The organism is Rhodococcus sp. NJ-530 (assembly GCF_003860625.1).
Taxonomy (GTDB): Bacteria; Actinomycetota; Actinomycetes; order Mycobacteriales; family Mycobacteriaceae; genus Rhodococcus_F; species Rhodococcus_F qingshengii.
The window spans coordinates 1528155-1543387 of record NZ_CP034152.1 but is presented as its reverse complement, the minus strand read 5'-3'; the positions used below and the strand labels follow the sequence as shown (position 1 = coordinate 1543387).

General features: G+C 61.7%; 17 protein-coding genes and 1 riboswitch. Of the genes, 9 read left to right on the top strand and 8 right to left on the bottom strand.

The window, feature by feature from the left end; all coding sequences use genetic code 11:
- Positions 1-10: 10 nt before the first annotated feature.
- Genes EHW12_RS07180 through EHW12_RS07160 form a run of 5 tightly spaced genes read right to left on the bottom strand, consistent with a single transcriptional unit; the run spans position 11 to position 4492 of the window.
- On the bottom strand, positions 11-601 hold the full coding sequence (locus EHW12_RS07180) for a GNAT family N-acetyltransferase (RefSeq protein WP_206434851.1): 591 nt from the start codon (positions 599-601) through the stop codon (positions 11-13).
- Positions 602-609: 8 nt separating this feature from the next.
- Positions 610-1719 (bottom strand): FAD-dependent oxidoreductase, encoded by a 1110-nt coding sequence (locus tag EHW12_RS07175; protein WP_125050451.1) that lies wholly within the window; start codon positions 1717-1719, stop codon positions 610-612.
- A 10-nt stretch (positions 1720-1729) separates the two neighbouring features.
- Positions 1730-2701: an ABC transporter substrate-binding protein gene (locus tag EHW12_RS07170; RefSeq protein ID WP_007726832.1), complete on the bottom strand. Its 972-nt coding sequence runs from the start codon at positions 2699-2701 to the stop codon at positions 1730-1732.
- Positions 2702-2735: 34 nt separating this feature from the next.
- Complete coding sequence (locus EHW12_RS07165) at positions 2736-3494, bottom strand: amino acid ABC transporter ATP-binding protein (RefSeq protein ID WP_269456395.1); 759 nt, start codon at positions 3492-3494, stop codon at positions 2736-2738.
- 23 nt (positions 3495-3517) lie between these two features.
- Positions 3518-4492, bottom strand: a complete 975-nt coding sequence (locus tag EHW12_RS07160; protein ID WP_003944440.1) for an amino acid ABC transporter permease — start codon at positions 4490-4492, stop codon at positions 3518-3520.
- Positions 4493-4687: 195 nt separating this feature from the next.
- Positions 4688-4782: riboswitch (SAM riboswitch) on the bottom strand.
- A 199-nt stretch (positions 4783-4981) separates the two neighbouring features.
- Between EHW12_RS07160 and EHW12_RS07155 the strand changes: the two genes are divergently transcribed.
- The 8 genes from EHW12_RS07155 (at position 4982) to EHW12_RS07110 (ending at position 11439) form a co-directional block, all read left to right on the top strand.
- Positions 4982-5749 (top strand): sulfite exporter TauE/SafE family protein, encoded by a 768-nt coding sequence (locus EHW12_RS07155; protein WP_003944404.1) that lies wholly within the window; start codon positions 4982-4984, stop codon positions 5747-5749.
- A 37-nt stretch (positions 5750-5786) separates the two neighbouring features.
- Positions 5787-6602 carry an HAD-IIA family hydrolase gene (locus EHW12_RS07150; RefSeq protein ID WP_003944345.1) on the top strand — a complete coding sequence of 272 codons (816 nt, stop codon included), beginning with the start codon at positions 5787-5789 and terminating at the stop codon, positions 6600-6602.
- A 290-nt stretch (positions 6603-6892) separates the two neighbouring features.
- Complete coding sequence (locus tag EHW12_RS07145) at positions 6893-7450, top strand: alternate-type signal peptide domain-containing protein (RefSeq protein WP_047269467.1); 558 nt, start codon at positions 6893-6895, stop codon at positions 7448-7450.
- Between the two features lie 4 nt (positions 7451-7454).
- Positions 7455-8021, top strand: coding sequence for a hypothetical protein (locus tag EHW12_RS07140; RefSeq protein ID WP_054186917.1), 567 nt, complete (start codon positions 7455-7457; stop codon positions 8019-8021).
- Positions 8018-8671 (top strand): signal peptidase I, encoded by a 654-nt coding sequence (locus EHW12_RS07135; protein ID WP_125050450.1) that lies wholly within the window; start codon positions 8018-8020, stop codon positions 8669-8671. The genes EHW12_RS07140 and EHW12_RS07135 overlap by 4 nt, the downstream gene beginning before the upstream one ends.
- Entirely contained in the window at positions 8655-9257 is a 603-nt protein-coding gene (locus EHW12_RS07130; RefSeq protein ID WP_052959797.1) for a SipW-dependent-type signal peptide-containing protein, read from the top strand. The genes EHW12_RS07135 and EHW12_RS07130 overlap by 17 nt, the downstream gene beginning before the upstream one ends.
- Positions 9258-9262: 5 nt before the next feature.
- Positions 9263-10843 carry a signal peptidase I gene (locus EHW12_RS34965; protein ID WP_206434839.1) on the top strand — a complete coding sequence of 527 codons (1581 nt, stop codon included), beginning with the start codon at positions 9263-9265 and terminating at the stop codon, positions 10841-10843.
- Complete coding sequence (locus tag EHW12_RS07110; RefSeq protein ID WP_125050447.1) at positions 10843-11439, top strand: alternate-type signal peptide domain-containing protein; 597 nt, start codon at positions 10843-10845, stop codon at positions 11437-11439. The genes EHW12_RS34965 and EHW12_RS07110 overlap by 1 nt, the downstream gene beginning before the upstream one ends.
- Positions 11440-11482: 43 nt before the next feature.
- Here the strand turns inward: EHW12_RS07110 and EHW12_RS07105 are convergent, their stop codons facing one another.
- Genes EHW12_RS07105 through EHW12_RS07095 form a run of 3 tightly spaced genes read right to left on the bottom strand, consistent with a single transcriptional unit; the run spans position 11483 to position 13603 of the window.
- Positions 11483-12706, bottom strand: a complete 1224-nt coding sequence (locus tag EHW12_RS07105; RefSeq protein ID WP_206434838.1) for an O-succinylhomoserine sulfhydrylase — start codon at positions 12704-12706, stop codon at positions 11483-11485.
- A complete protein-coding gene (locus tag EHW12_RS07100) occupies positions 12703-13131 on the bottom strand; it encodes a rhodanese-like domain-containing protein (RefSeq protein ID WP_007726822.1) in 429 nt (142 codons plus the stop codon). The genes EHW12_RS07105 and EHW12_RS07100 overlap by 4 nt, the downstream gene beginning before the upstream one ends.
- Before the next feature lie 46 nt (positions 13132-13177).
- Positions 13178-13603 carry a hypothetical protein gene (locus EHW12_RS07095; protein WP_019749485.1) on the bottom strand — a complete coding sequence of 142 codons (426 nt, stop codon included), beginning with the start codon at positions 13601-13603 and terminating at the stop codon, positions 13178-13180.
- Between the two features lie 230 nt (positions 13604-13833).
- Here EHW12_RS07095 and EHW12_RS07090 point away from each other — a divergent pair, with 230 nt between their 5' ends.
- Entirely contained in the window at positions 13834-15231 is a 1398-nt protein-coding gene (locus EHW12_RS07090) for an FAD-dependent oxidoreductase (RefSeq protein ID WP_003944405.1), read from the top strand.
- The last annotated feature ends 2 nt before the right edge of the window (positions 15232-15233 follow it).

The window sequence follows — 15233 nt, the reverse complement described above, 5'->3', positions numbered from 1 at the left end:
GTGTACGAGGTCAAACCCGGGTGTTGTCAACCCGGTCGGTAGGAATTGCTGCTCGAGTCACATTTTCGAGGACCCGAAGCTGCTTTTCGAACGGGTGGATGCCCACCTCTTCGGGCGAGAGTGAAGCGTCGTAAAGCGGTGTGTATCCACTGGACAGATACAGCGCGACGGCCTCGGGTTGCCGAGGGCCCGTCGTGAGAAACACCCGGTTGTATCCACGAAGTTCGATCTCTCGTTCCAACTCGCGAACGACGGCCTTGCCGAGGCCGCGCTTCCGATGGTCGACCGATGTCCAGATTCTCTTCAGTTCGGCAGTGGTGGAATCGAATTGACGAAACGCACCGCCGGCGATCGGCAGACCGTCATGGGTGAGCACCAGAAGCGCACCCTGCGGGTAGGCAAATTCTTCTGCCGGATACGTCGTGAGATCCGCGAGCATCGCTTCGTGAGTACCGCCGTAACGCGAACTGTATTCGAGTGCCAACTCCGCGATCAGTGGAGCTGCCAAGGGATCGTCCTGCGATACCGAATAGACCTCTACCGCTCCGACACCCTCGAGCTGTCGAGTTCCGAGCTCCAGTGCCACAACACTTTCCTCCATGAATCTGGTCAACGCTCCCCCAGCCTGAAAACTTCCGGAGCGAGGGTGGTTCCGTCGACGAGGTCCGCCACAAGTTCACCCAAGGCCGGACCGAACTTGAACCCATGCCCCGAGAATCCCGCCGCCACCGTGACGGCGCCGACTCGGTCGATGACGAAGTTACTGTCCGGCGTGCTCGTGTACAGGCACGTGATCGACTCGACACGGGTGGAATCGACGCCGGGCAACCACGACTCGGCGTACTGGGCCAATCGCTGCTCTCCGTCGACATCAGGGGTGTAGTCACGGGTCTGCGGAGTCACCACCGGCCCGGTCGCGTGTTCGCCGATCTTGATCCCGTCCTCGGAACCGAGCCCGTAGATCCCCGCGGTCTCCAATTCTGCGCCGGTGTGGTGGACGAAACTCGGCCACTCGACTCCGGGATCGAGCGGTGCGAAGTGTGCCGGTTGTTCCTGTGTCGTGCGCAGCGTCGGCAGTACGATCTCGGAGCCGAGACCGCTGTCTGCGATCAGATCTGCAGTCCACGCACCGGCCGCGATCACGACCTGACGAGCTGCGAGCGTTCCACTGTCCGTCACCACGTCCACGCCGTAGGACGCTCGCGCGAGTGCCAACACCCGAACATCGTGACGGACCTCGGCACCGGCAAACACCGCTCCTGCCTTCAGAGCGGTCACGGCGCGGTCCGCGTGCAACCGGCCTGCGTCGGGGTGATGGAGCACCGTGGTGTCGAATCGCAGCCCCGGCCAACGGGCGGACGCCTCGGCAGGGGTGAGGATCTCACCCTTGATGCCCGCCTCGAGAAGTATCTTCGCCTTGGACTGCACGGCCTGCGGCAGGCCGTGATCAACGGCACCGGTGAGTTCCAGGAACCCGATGTCCGTCGTGGTCTCCAACTCCCGCCACAGCGGCAGCGCGTCGGCCGCCAAACCTGTGTACAGGTGATTGTCGTACGCCTGCCGATAGATACGCGAAGTACCGTGCGACGCACCGTGCTTGTGCCCCGGCCCGAACTGTTCCAGCTGAACGACGCTACGTCCGCGTGCCGCGAGCCGCCAGGCGGCGGAGGACCCGACGAGTCCTCCGCCGATGACGATCACATCGAAAATCTCACTCATGGACGAGAGCTCACTTGGTCTTCGGAAGGCCGGGCGGGTTGATCAGGGACGTGTCGACGGCTTCGCTGGTGATGTTCCAGCGCTCGAGGATCTGCTGGTACGTGCCGTTCTCGATCGTGTGGTTGATCGCGTCGTTGATCGCCTTGATCAGGCCGTTGTCCTTCTTCACCAGCACCGCGATCTGCCCCTGCAGGGTGTCGCCGGCCCCGGAGAACTCACCGACAACCTCGGTCTCCCCCGACTGCTTGGCGTGGAACTGCGACGACGGGTTCGGGCCGAAGTAGGCGTCGATCCGGCCGGACTGCAGCGGGAGGTAGTAGTCGGTGGTGTTCTGGTAGTAGGAGATGTCGGTAGGCGCCAGGCCGGCCGCGACGTTCTGCTCACTCCACTTGACCAGCAGCGCTTCCTGATTGGTGCCCGAGGAGACGGCGATCTTCTTGCCCGCGACGTCCTTGGGTTCCTTGATGGAGATTCCGGCACCCTTCTTGGCTTCGAAGGCGAGGGTGTCGAGACGGTAGGTCGCGAAGTCGTACTTCTCCTTACGCTCTTCTGTGACAGTCACATTGGAGAGGAAGGCGTCGGCCTCACCGGAGTCGATCCGGACGAAGTTCTGTGCCCAATCTGCTGTCTGCAGGTCGACCTTCAAGCCGAGAACGTCACCGATCAGATAGGCGAAGTCGGTCTCGGAACCGATGAGGGTGGTGTCGTCGTCGGCGTAGAAACGGAGCGGCGGAGCGGAACCGGCACTACCGGTGACGCGCAGCGTGCCACGATCGCGGATGTCCTGAGGTAGCTCGGCGGCGATTGAATCCACCTTGTCGGTGGTGATGCGGTTCTGATCGGCCGTGAGGTTGTAACCCGCAGCAGCGGTGACCTGGGCGCCGTCGGACTCGGCGTCCGCGCTGCTGCATGCAGCGCTGAGCAATCCGACGGTGGCAAGCGCCGAGATCAGAAAAGTCGCGCGACGGGATGTGGAGAACATCAATTTTTCCTTCCGGGAATGAGTCTGGGTCGCGTCAGAGGACGCGGGAGAGAAAGGCTTTGGTCCGTTCGTGGACCGGATTGTCGATCACCTGCGAAGGCGGGCCCTGTTCGACGATGACGCCGCCGTCCATGAAGACCGCAGTGTCCGCCACTTCCCGAGCAAATCCGACCTCGTGTGTGACGATCACCAAGGTGGCGCCGTCACGGGCCAGCTGAGCCAGGACTTCGAGAACCTCGCCCACCAGTTCCGGGTCGAGCGCCGACGTCGGCTCGTCGAAGAGAATGACCGCCGGCCGCAGTGCCAGCGCTCGCGCTATCGCGACGCGCTGTTGCTGGCCACCGGAGAGTTGGCGGGGATACTCGTCCGCCTTGTCCCCCACTCCCACTCGCTCAAGCAGTGCGCGGGCCTCGCGGTACACCTCGTCACGATCACGCTTCTGGGCCGAGAGCGGCGCTTCCACCACGTTTTCCAACGCGGTCAGGTGCGGAAACAGGTTGAAGTTCTGGAACACGAATCCGATGTGCGAACGCTGTTTCAGGATCTCGCGGTCACGCAGTTCGTGGAGTCGATTTCCCTTGCGCCGGTATCCGATCAGCTCTCCGTCGATCCGTACGGTTCCGCGGTCGACTTTTTCGAGGTGATTGAGGGTTCGCAGCAAGGTGGACTTACCGGAACCCGACGGACCGAGAATGACGGTCACTTCGCCCTTGCGGACCAGGAGATCAACGCCGGCAAGTACTTCCAGCGTGCCGAAGGACTTGTGAATTCCGCGCGCTTCGACGGCATACACCGTCTCTTCGGCCAGTTCTGCGGTCATCGGGTCGCACCTCTCGGAATATCGAGACGCGCATCGCGAATCTCTTCGAACTTCTTGCGCGCCTTCTGTACCGGAGTCAACGGAAGAGCACGGGCGGATCCTCGTGCATAGTGGCGCTCCACGTAGTACTGACCGATCGAGAGCAACGTCGTGAGGATGATGTACCAGATCGTGGCGACCATCAGCAGGGGCACGACTCGTCCGTTGCGTCCGAAGATGACCTGCACCTGGTAGAACAGTTCGGCGATTGCCATGGTGGAGACGATCGACGTTCCCTTGAAGAGTCCGATGACCTCGTTGGCGGCGTTGGGGAGGATCGCCCGCATTGCCTGCGGGAGAACGATCTTGAAGAACTGGCGACTGCGCGGAATGCCGAGCGAGTGAGCAGCTTCGATCTGACCGTGATCCACCGAGATGATTCCGGAGCGAATGATCTCGGCCGAGTATGCAGCCTGGTGCAGCGCCAAACCGATGACTGCCGCGGTGAATCCGCCGATCACACCGCTGACCTGGAAGGTGAAGAACTCGGGACCGAAAGGTATTCCGAGAGAAAGTGTCTGGTACAGGTAAGTGATGTTGAACCAGAAGAGCAACTGCACGATGAGTGGAATCGAGCGGAAGGCCCAGATGTAGGTCCAGGCGATCACCTGCAGGACCGGATTCTTCGACAACCGACCGAGTGCCAGGAAAACACCGAGACCGAACCCGAGGATCGTCCCCCACAGGGTCAGTTTGATCGTCATCCACAACGCGGCGAGCACTGATTTCGCGGTGAAGTACTGCGCGAACGTCGGCCAGTCCCAGCCGGGGTTGACGACGAGCCCGTGGATGAACTGAGCAAGCAGGACCAGCACGACCGCACTGATCACCCAGCGCAGCGGGTGCCAGGTGCGAGCGACGACAAGCTCCGAGTCGGGAAGTTGCGACTCGGACACCGACTTTTCGGGGCGGACATCGGTGGGCGCGCTCACGGCGCGCTACCTGACGGAGTGGACATCACGAATAGACCTTTCGGGGAAATGGGAACGCAGCTGTGTCCTCGAGTTGGTGCGCTCGAGTTGCGAAGACGACGAGAGTTCGGTCAGCGACAGTGACACGAAGCGGTGCGGCACAGATCGATGTGACGTCGCTTGTGCGCAGCGTGCGAAGTGGTACCCATGTGATGCCTTCCATCGGTCCTGGCGGTAGCACCCGCTCCCGATCACTCGGGGGGTTGCTGCGACGTCGACGAGCCAGGTCTCTCGGTCGCTCTGGATGGTGAGCAAAGACTAGACGCGAAATGTCGAGTCGTCAAATGTTGTATTTCCCTGCACTGCAAGGGAAATGAAGTGTCTACGATGTTGAAATCGCATTGATTTCAACGGTGTCCGAAGCCGCGTTCGGCGTGTTGAATGGAGCGTTCGAATGAAGACCGGGACCGCCGTCCGGACTGACTTTTCCTCTGCCGTACCGTCTGCGGAGTGAGTGGACTCGACGCTTTCTTCATCTTGTTGGCCGGTATCGGCGCGGGCGCGATCAACGCCGTGGTCGGCAGTGGAACGCTGATCACGTTTCCCACCCTGGTCGCCTTCGGCATGCCGCCCGTGACCGCAACCATGTCCAACGCGGTCGGGCTCGTCGCCGGCGGAGTTTCGGGTACCTGGGGCTACCGACGTGAGCTGTCCGGACAGTGGGACCGACTGAAGTGGCAGATTCCGGCGTCCCTCGCCGGAGCACTACTCGGTTCGTGGTTGCTCATGCACCTACCCGAGAAACTGTTCGAGACCATCGTTCCGGTGCTGCTGGTCCTCGCTCTCGCGCTCGTCCTCCTCCAACCACGCATCCAGGCGTGGGCCAAGAAGCGTTCCACCGAAGAAACGACGCTGTCCACCAAGAGGCTGATGCTCCTGACCGCCGGCACTTTTGCAGTCGGCATCTACGGCGGGTACTTCACTGCCGCGCAGGGCATCCTTCTCATCGGTGTGATGGGTGCCATCCTCCCGGAAACCCTCCAGCGCATGAACGGCGCGAAGAACCTGCTGTCGCTGCTCGTCAACATCGTTGCAGCAGGGATGTACATCACTCTGGCATTCGATCAGATCAATTGGGCAGCAGCCGGTTTGATCGCCGTCGGCTCACTCGGTGGTGGCGTTCTCGGTGCCCGCTACGGACGGCGCCTGTCCCCCACTGCATTGCGCTACACGATTGTCGTCGTCGGCCTGATCGGACTGTGGCGCCTTCTCGCTTGACCGCCCACATCAGGCGCCACCCGCACATACTGGAGTAATGACCAGTACAGAAGATCAGACCGGTTGGACCTACCTCATGGACATGGACGGGGTTCTCGTCCACGAGGAGCACTTGATACCTGGAGCGGACACGTTCCTGGCAGAGCTGGCGTCGAACGACATCCCGTACATGGTGCTCACCAACAACTCCATCCGCACCCCGCGTGACCTGCGAGCACGCCTGCTCAATTCGGGACTCGACATCCCGGAGAAGTCGATCTGGACGTCAGCGCTCGCAACCGCGACGTTCCTGGCCAACCAGCGGCCGGGCGGCAGCGCCTACGTGGTCGGCGAATCGGGCCTGACCACTGCCCTGCACGACATCGGTTACGTTCTGACGGACAGCGACCCCGACTACGTCGTCCTCGGCGAGACGCGAACGTACTCCTTCGAGGCAATCACCACCGCCATTCGCCTGGTCGAGCGTGGATCGCGGTTCATCGCCACGAACCCCGACGCCACTGGACCGTCGCGTGACGGCTCGCTGCCGGCCACCGGCTCGGTCGCCGCTCTCATCACCAAGGCAACCGGACGCGACCCCTACTACGTCGGCAAGCCCAACGCCTTGATGATGCGCTCAGCCCTGCGGTCCATCGGCGCTCATTCCGCCAATACGTTGATGATCGGCGACCGCATGGACACCGACATCGTCTGTGGCCTCGAAGCCGGACTGCAGACGATTCTGGTGATGACCGGGATCTCGACCCGCGCGTCGGTAGAGCTCTATCCCTACCGCCCGACCATCGTCCTCGAGTCGGTCGCCGATCTTGTGGGAACAACAACCGATCCATTTCGTAGCAACACAAACAATTGATTCAAATTGCAAAACAAAACCGAAACTCGGTAATTAACTGGTAAAAAACAGCAGATTTGCCAGGTTCCGACTCGTCCGCTTTGTCCAACTGAACAAACCAACGGTTTTATTCGCACCAAACTTACAAACGAGTAGTTAGACGCAGGTCAAAGATCATTTCGACACCGAGTGACAGTTGGACTCCAGTCGTAAAATTGATTTTTCGAAAAGTGGTAACGAATCGTTTGCCGTGTCTGATACTCATGTCTGAATGGCCCCATTTCGGGTCCCAGACATGAAATGAGATTTTCATGAAGAAGCAGACCAAGGGTGCGATCGCTGCTGCGGCGGCCGGTGCTCTCCTCCTCGGCGGTGCCGGCTCGCTCGCAGTCTGGAGCGATTCGGCCGACGTCAGTGGCGGCGGGCCCGTCACGTCCGGCGCCCTCGACCTGAGCTCTTGCGCACCGGTCGGCGGGGGTTGGAACTCCCTCAACCCGACGAAGACCGCGATCACCAACATCTCGGCCTACCGCATCGTCACGACCGAAAGCATCGAATACACCTGCGACGTCACTGTGACCGCAGTGGGCGATCGTCTCGCGGCTGTTCTGACCGCTGATACGGCCGGAATCGTTCCGGGTGCGAACAGCGCCGAGCTTGCCGCTGCTGTCGTGCCCGTGACGACAATCAAGGACACTGGTGGCAACCCGATTTCGCAGATCACCAAAGCCCAGAACGGAACGATCGTCCACGTCGGAGTCCGGCTGAACTTCAACGAGGTGGCCAATCAGGTCGCGCAGAACCAGTCGCTGAACTTGTCGGCGATGAAGTTGGTCGTCACTCAGACAGCACTGACACCGGCCCCGTAATTTCATGAGGAAAAAGGTCTGGGGAGCGATCGCAGTCGCGGTGGCTGCTGTAGCGGTGTTCGCATCGTCGCAGCAGTCGCTCGCGCTGTGGTCCGATTCGGCGAGCGCGAATGGCGGTACGGCGACAGCCGCCAGCGTCAACCTCACGGTTGGTACATCTGCCGGAACCAGTGCGGCGTACACCCTGGCGAACTTGACGACGGCCGCGACGCCCGTTGTCCCGGGAAACACGGTGCAAGCACCGCTCACCGTCAAGAATTCGGGGGCTGATCCTCTGCAATGGCGAATGCAGTCGACGACCGCATTTACGGGATTCACGTTGACCACGTACGGAGTCGCCAACGAAGGCGCCTGCCCTGCCGGCGTCAACACCGCGGCTCCGGCAGTGACCCCACTGACGTCCGGATCGATGAATGCATCGCTGCAGTACCCGGTTTCACCGGCGTACATGCCGAGTCCGCTGGTCTCAGGCGGTACGTACATTCTGTGCTTGCGACTCACGGTAGGCGTCGGGGCGGTCTCAGGTGCAACAAGCACCACGACCTTGACCTTCCAGGCAGGTCCGGTATGACAAAACACTCCACGAAGCGCACCGATCGCACCGATCGCACCGGCCCACTCTGGTGGATCACCTCTATCGTCAGTTGGACACTGCTGCTGGCAATTTCGGCAGTCATCGTCGCAACCATTGTCGTTCCCTTCTTTGCCGGAGCACAGCGCTTCACGATTCTGACCGGTTCGATGCGCCCGACGTACAACCCTGGATCACTGGTAGTCGTCAAACCTGTCGATCCGTCCGAACTGGGGATCGGTACACCTATTACGCACCAGCTGGAATCGGGTCAGCCGACCGTCGTCACGCACCGGATCATCGCCACAAGTGAAAACCAGAAGGGTGAAAGAACTTTCATCACCCAGGGCGATGCGAACGGTGAGCCTGACGAGAAGGAAGTACGGCCGGTGCAGATCCGGGGAAAGGTCTGGTACAGCCTGCCTTATCTCGGTTACGTGAACACCTGGCTGACGGGAGAGCAGCGCACCGTGATCGTGGTGATCGTAGTGACCGCTCTACTGCTGTACGCGTCGTACATGATGATCAGCGGCATCCGTGACGGCCGGAAGGAGCGAGCTCGAGCCCGATTCGCTCCTGACCCTGCACCTTTCGCGCCCGCAGACTCCGCCCAGATCGAGAAAGGCCAGCACGATGCCCTCGCGCCCTGACCGTCCGGCCCACCGGATTCGTCACCTGTTGACCAGCACGCGTTTTCGCGCGCTGCTCGCACTGGGGATGGTGCTTGGCGTCGGCGGTGTGACCACGCTCGCGGCCTGGACGTCTTCCGCCACGGCAACCTCGGGCAACATCACGACGGGTTCCATCAATCTGCAGTTGAACAGCATTGCCCAGCCCATTCTGACCAGGTCTCTGAATTTCAGTGAGCTTGGCAAGTCCGGAATGATTCCCGGCGATTCGAATACCGCTCTGATCAAGGTCAACAACCTGGGCACAGGGACAACTGTCCCGCTGAAGTACACGATCACGTCTACGAGTAGTGGTGCGTTGACGACCTCTCTACGAATGACGGTTTCCTCCAACGGAACTGTTGCCAACAAGTGCACTGACGGCGCCAACGTGGTGTCCTCGCTCGCGCTGACACTCACCGCGAATCAAGCCATCGGTAGCCCCGACCGCCCACTGGCGGTCGGGGCTACCGAGAATTTATGTGTCTCGGTGCAGCTTCCGACAACACCGACACCGCCGACGAACAGCACGTCGAACATTGTCCTGACCTTCGCGGCAAAGGTGTGATGGCAATGGCCCGACACACGAAAAAACATGCAAAGGCCTCGATGCCGAACCGGGTACGGGAAGTCCTACTCAGTCTGGGAGCCCTCGCAGGCTTGGTATCCATCATCATTTTCATCGCCGGTCTGGCTTTCGGTATCACCCCGCTGATCTTTCGGAGTGGATCGATGTCACCCACGATCGATACCGGTGCTCTCGCATTCGCGCGCACCGTGCCTGCTTCGGAAGTGCTGGTCGGTGACATCGTCAGCGTCTCCGACAGCCAAGGCACGCGCATCACCCATCGTGTGGAATCAATAGATCAGCAGGGCAACAACCTTGCCGTCGCACAACTGCGTGGTGATGCAAATCCGATCGCCGATCCCGATCCCTACGTCATCACCGAAGCCGATCGCGTCTTCTTCAGCATCAACCGCCTCGGCTACGTGGCAGTCTGGCTGTCCGGACCGAGTGGGCTTGTGCTTGGTGCGATTGCCGTCGGAGGACTGCTGTACATCGCATTTCGCCCACGAAAAAGACCGGATGAAGGGGAACCCAGCCTGGATCGTCAGGACGCGCACGGCGATTCCCACGCCTTCAAGGCAATCGTCGCATTGGCAACGGTCGGCTTCACTGTTGTCGGTGCGTCCCAGATCGGTGGCACCAAGGCGGGGTACACCGACGAAGCCACGGCAACAAACATTCAGTTCGGCACTGCTGCAACCTTTCCCACGTCTCCAAGCGCAGCCAGTTGCGCGGTGAATTTTGCGGTCGTTGTTCCGGTCGCAGTAACGATCACTTGGCCAGCGACGGTCGGAAGCTCATACCGCCTCATCGCTCGCGACGCCAGCGGAAACCTTTTGGGGTCGAACGACTACATCGCAACGTCGACCACTGGCTCCATGAGATACGGCTCGGGCGGTACAACAGTCGCGTTCCCGCTCATCGTCGGCACCTACAACATCGAAATCCATGGACTGAGCGGCACGTCGGTCACGCCGTCGTACTCCGGCTACCAATTCAGCATTCTCGTCGGCCTGCTCTACTCGTGTGGCGGTCCGATCAGCGGGACATCTGCTCTCAGTCGATCGGCAGCGCCGGCACTGGCGGCAGACGCTCCGAGCACTCCTACTACGGCCGTCACTTCCACGACCGCCTCATCCACCACGCCCACCACGACATTGGCGCCGGCTGTGACAACCACCAGCACAACTGCACCGTCGACAACCACCTCGTCACCGGCTACAACTACGGCGCCCCAGACGACGACCGCTACAACGACAACGACAACGACAACGACAACGGTGCCACCAACTACGACCACCCCGAGCGAGGTTCCCGTCGACGCCCCGGCGACCACGACCGGTCTCAGCGCCCAGAAGCTCTCGACTGCCAGCGGAACGGTTGTGTCCGTGTCGAATTCATCGGGCGCTGAGGTATATCGAGGTCCCGTTGACAGCGACGCTGTCCTGCATTGGCTCACCGGAACCGATCAGTTGTATGTGATCACCACTGGCGGCGTCACCGTCATCGACACGTCAACGGGAGTCTGGGCCGAATCTCCTGCCCCGAGCGAACTTCCGGACGAGATCAAGGCGCTGGTGCCGTGATGAGAAAGACAACGAAAGCTGCCATGGCAGTTGCCGCGGCCGGAGCCGTATTGCTCGGCGGTTCGGGCACATTGGCGAAGTGGACCGACAGTGCGACCCTGACAAGCGCCGCTGTCCAGTCCGGGACCCTGGATCTGGGAGCATGCGTGACCACGAGCGGCGGGGGCTGGTATTCGCAGGTCTACGTCAACGCGCCCACCAATCCGAATCCACTCGTATATATCCCGGACATCACTACCTACCGGCTCAAGCCCGGATTCAACTACACGTATTTCTGCGATTCGAAGGTGATGGCCACCGGCCCACGTCTGAAAGCGAACGTGACAGTCGACAAGACCAAGTTGAGCGGCGGGCTCGCAGCCGCCAACATCGACCTTCGCACGTACGTCACGGATCAGAGCAACAATCTGCTGTACGACAGCACAGCACCGACGCCGAACCTCATCGCGGTCACGTCGGCCCTGAACAACACCAATCTGACGGCGCAGGTGTTGTTCACGATCTACCCCACCGACACGACAAGCTCAGGTCTCAAACTGAATACGACGGCGTTGACGATCGACGTCAAACAACTGGGTCTCACGCCCGCACCGTAGAACGCCTTGCCGTCGGAAGTTCGAGGCAAGGCGCTCCAGCGATTCAGCCGAGTGCTCGCTTCAGATCAGCCAACAGATCAGCCGTGTCTTCGAGCCCGACGGACAGACGGACAACGCCGTCTGTAAGACCCACTGCTGCACGGCCTTCCGGACCCATGGCCCGGTGCGTCGTCGTGGCGGGGTGAGTGATCAACGACTTGGAATCTCCCAAGTTGTTGGAGATGTCGATGACGCGCAGACCGTTGAGAACCTCGAACGCCCGCTTCTTGCCCTCTCCGTCAGGCGCATCGAGCTCGAACGTGACAACCGTTCCGCCACCGCTCATCTGAGACTTCGCGAGCTCGTGCTGCGGATGCGACGTCAGGTACGGATACTTGACCCACTTGACGCCGGAGTGTCCTTCGAGGAATTCGGCGATCTCGAGTGCCGAAGCCACGGAGTGCCGAATACGGACCTGCATCGTCTCCAGGCCCTTGAGCAGAGTCCACGCATTGAATGGACTGAGCGCAGGACCGGTGTGCCGCATCAGTTCTCGGACGGGACCACTGATGTATTCCTCGGTTCCGAGAATCGCGCCACCGAGCACGCGCCCCTGACCGTCGATGTGCTTGGTGCCGGAGTACACAACGACGTCGGCGCCCAGATCGAGGCTGCGCTGCAGAAGCGGCGTCGCGAAGACGTTGTCCAGCACTACCTTTGCACCGGCTGCATGAGCAAGCTCCGACACCCGTCGAACGTCGACGAGAGATTGCATCGGGTTGGACGGCGTCTCGAAGAACACTGCCGTGGTAGGCACGGACAGCGCCTCTTCCCACTGCGCGTTGTCTTCACCGTCGACGAAGACGACCTCGACTCCCCAGCGCGGAAGAATCTCGTTGCACACGACGAAGCAGGATCCGAAGAGGCTGCGCGCAGCCACCAATCGGTCGCCGTTGGCCAACAGTGCGCCCAACGCCGTGAAGACTGCCGACATTCCGCTGGCAGTCGCAAAGCAGGCTTCTGCACCTTCGATGAGACGCAGGCGCTCTTCGAACATCTTGACCGTCGGGTTGCCGTAGCGGGAGTAGACAAAATGATCCACCTCGCCGGTGAAGGCTTGTTCGGCGGCTTCTGCACTCTCGTAGACGAATCCGGAGTTGAGGAACAGCGCTTCGGAAGTCTCCTCGAACCCGGTACGCATCAGTCCGCCGCGAACACCGAGAGTGCCGAGACCGACGTCGTCCGGCAGCGCCCGTTGAAATGCGCCACCCTGGGGAATTCCGCTCACTGCTGCCTCCACGGCAAGCCGATGGCCCGCCAACCTACAAGTCCGCGATGTCCGTCGGCACCCAATGCGCCTTCGAACCCGTCGAGCACGTTGTACGACGGGCCGATGCCCGCCGCAGTCGCAGCTTCCGCCGCACCGATGGAACGCTGTCCGGATCGACACAGGAAAATCACCGGACGCTCCGACCCGGAGGAATCAGCAGTGATGCCGGCTTCCTTCAACTGGTCGACGAAGTTGTCATTGCGCGCGCCGGTCGGGTGGCTCACCCATTCGATCAGTGCGGCCTGCTTGCCGAGGGAGGACACATCGGGGACACCGACGTACTTCCACTCCGCATCGGTCCGCACGTCGACCAGCACGGCGTCGGGGTTTTCGCGGAGCAGCTCCCAGGCTTGCTCCGGCGTCAGATCGCCTGCGTAACTCACGTAGTCCATGTTTTCACAAGACTGCCGTGAGCGCCTGAGCGGGCCGTCAGTTGCAGACGACCCAACGGTTGCCGTCACGGGTCAGGGCCCAGGTCGAGACTCGCTCGCCCGCTCCGCCACCGGTGATCGTCACGTCGGCCCGGGCGCGATCGCCGTTGACCACGACCCCGTCCACACCCTTCAGTTCGACCGTTCCGTCGACGCCGGCCATCGGACCAGTGCTCGAATTGAAGCTCGCGCAGGTCAGGGTCTTGACCGTCTCCGCGTCATTCCGATTCTCGGCATCGACGTAGTCGGTGACGGAGCGGCTCACGCGGTCCGACTCGGTGACGTTCTCCTCGGCCGGCGAGATCCACGATGCGACGAAGATTCCACCCAGGATCAAGGCGACGATGGCGACAGCCAAGAGGAACGGCCCCGCAGACGCCTTCTTGCCATCGATGTTGTCGGATTCGCGCAGCTCGTCACTCATAACGCCAATAGTCCCCCACAACTTGAAATTGTGGCCCGTCAAGGATCAGGCCCCTACCCCGGATACCCGAGACAACAGGAGAATGGGAGGAAAGAATAGGTTTACCCACAACCGATCGAGTGAGAGTGTGGATCCGTTCGGCCGCAACCGAGGCACTGTGCTTAGGTTCGGCTAAATTGGATACTTGTCGATATGTTGTCCGAACTTCGAAGAAGGTAGCTGTCCTCACGATGACTGACTCCAACCGCCCACTCCGGGTCGCTATCGTCGGCGCCGGCCCCGCCGGCATCTACGCCGCCGACGCCCTCATGAAATCCGACACCGCAGTTTCCGGCCGCGGCGTCAGCATCGACCTCTTCGAGCGCATGCCCGCGCCCTTCGGCCTGATTCGTTACGGCGTCGCGCCTGATCATCCGCGCATCAAGGGCATCATCACCGCCCTGCACAAGGTGCTCGACAAGCCTCAGGTACGCCTGCTCGGCAACATCGACTACGGCACCGACATCACCCTCGACGACCTGCAGTCGTTCTACGACGCGGTCATCTTCTCCACCGGCGCCAATGCCGACCGTGCGCTCGGCATCCCGGGCATCGAACTCGACGGCAGCTACGGCGCGGCCGACTTCGTCTCCTGGTACGACGGCCACCCCGACGTACCGCGTACGTGGCCGCTCGAAGCCGAGAAGGTCGCCGTCCTCGGCGTCGGCAACGTTGCACTCGACATCGCCCGCGTTCTCGCCAAGACCGGCGACGAACTGCTGCCGACCGAGATCCCCGCCAACGTCTACGAGGGCCTCAAGAACAACAAGGCCGTCGAGGTTCACGTCTTCGGACGCCGCGGCCCGGCCCAGGCCAAGTTCACCCCTCTCGAACTGCGCGAACTCGACCACTCGCCGACCATCGAGGTCATCGTCGACCCCGAGGACATCGACTACGACGAGGGTTCCGAGCAGGCTCGCCGCAACTCCAAGCAGGTCGACATGGTTGCGAATACGCTGCAGGACTGGGCAATTCGCGACGTCGGAGCCCGTCCTCACAAGCTGTTCCTGCACTTCTTCGAATCTCCCACGGAGATCCTCGGTGAAGACGGCAAGGTCGTCGGCCTGCGCACCGAGCGCACTCAGCTCGACGGCACCGGCAACGTCAAGGGCACCGGCACGTACAAGGACTGGGATGTCCAGGCCGTGTACCGCGCCGTCGGTTACCTCTCGCAGAACATCACGCAGTTGCCGTTCGACGACCAGGCCGGCACCGTCCCCAACGACGCCGGACGCGTCGTCGCCGACGACAACGCCGAGGGCGCAGCCCGGTTCATGCCGGCCACCTACGTCACCGGCTGGATCAAGCGCGGCCCCGTCGGCCTCATCGGCCACACCAAGGGTGACGCCAACGAAACCGTCGCGAATCTTCTCGAGGATTCCGTCGACTTCGCGGGCGCCGCGAACCCCGACGAGAACGCAGTCATCGAGTTCCTCGAAGGCAAGCAGGTTCCGTACACGACCTGGCAGGGCTGGTACCGCCTCGACGCGCACGAGCGCAGCCTGGGCGAGCCCGAGGGCCGTGAGCGCATCAAGGTCGTCGAGCGTCACGACATGCTGAAGGCATCCGAGCCCGACCGCGCGAACTGAGT

Excerpts from the sequence above, each read along its gene's own strand:
- EHW12_RS07110 (WP_125050447.1), top strand. The coding sequence starts at position 10,843 with ATGAGAAAGACAACGAAAGCTGCCATGGCAGTTGCCGCGGCCGGAGCC.
- EHW12_RS07135 (WP_125050450.1), top strand. The coding sequence starts at position 8,018 with ATGACAAAACACTCCACGAAGCGCACCGATCGCACCGATCGCACCGGC.
- EHW12_RS07140 (WP_054186917.1), top strand. The coding sequence starts at position 7,455 with ATGAGGAAAAAGGTCTGGGGAGCGATCGCAGTCGCGGTGGCTGCTGTA.
- EHW12_RS07150 (WP_003944345.1), top strand. The coding sequence starts at position 5,787 with ATGACCAGTACAGAAGATCAGACCGGTTGGACCTACCTCATGGACATG.
- EHW12_RS07170 (WP_007726832.1), bottom strand. The coding sequence starts at position 2,701 with ATGTTCTCCACATCCCGTCGCGCGACTTTTCTGATCTCGGCGCTTGCC.
- EHW12_RS07180 (WP_206434851.1), bottom strand. The coding sequence starts at position 601 with ATGGAGGAAAGTGTTGTGGCACTGGAGCTCGGAACTCGACAGCTCGAG.
- EHW12_RS34965 (WP_206434839.1), top strand. The coding sequence starts at position 9,263 with ATGGCCCGACACACGAAAAAACATGCAAAGGCCTCGATGCCGAACCGG.
- EHW12_RS07090 (WP_003944405.1), top strand. The coding sequence starts at position 13,834 with ATGACTGACTCCAACCGCCCACTCCGGGTCGCTATCGTCGGCGCCGGC.
- EHW12_RS07095 (WP_019749485.1), bottom strand. The coding sequence starts at position 13,603 with ATGAGTGACGAGCTGCGCGAATCCGACAACATCGATGGCAAGAAGGCG.
- EHW12_RS07145 (WP_047269467.1), top strand. The coding sequence starts at position 6,893 with ATGAAGAAGCAGACCAAGGGTGCGATCGCTGCTGCGGCGGCCGGTGCT.
- EHW12_RS07175 (WP_125050451.1), bottom strand. The coding sequence starts at position 1,719 with ATGAGTGAGATTTTCGATGTGATCGTCATCGGCGGAGGACTCGTCGGG.
- EHW12_RS07130 (WP_052959797.1), top strand. The coding sequence starts at position 8,655 with ATGCCCTCGCGCCCTGACCGTCCGGCCCACCGGATTCGTCACCTGTTG.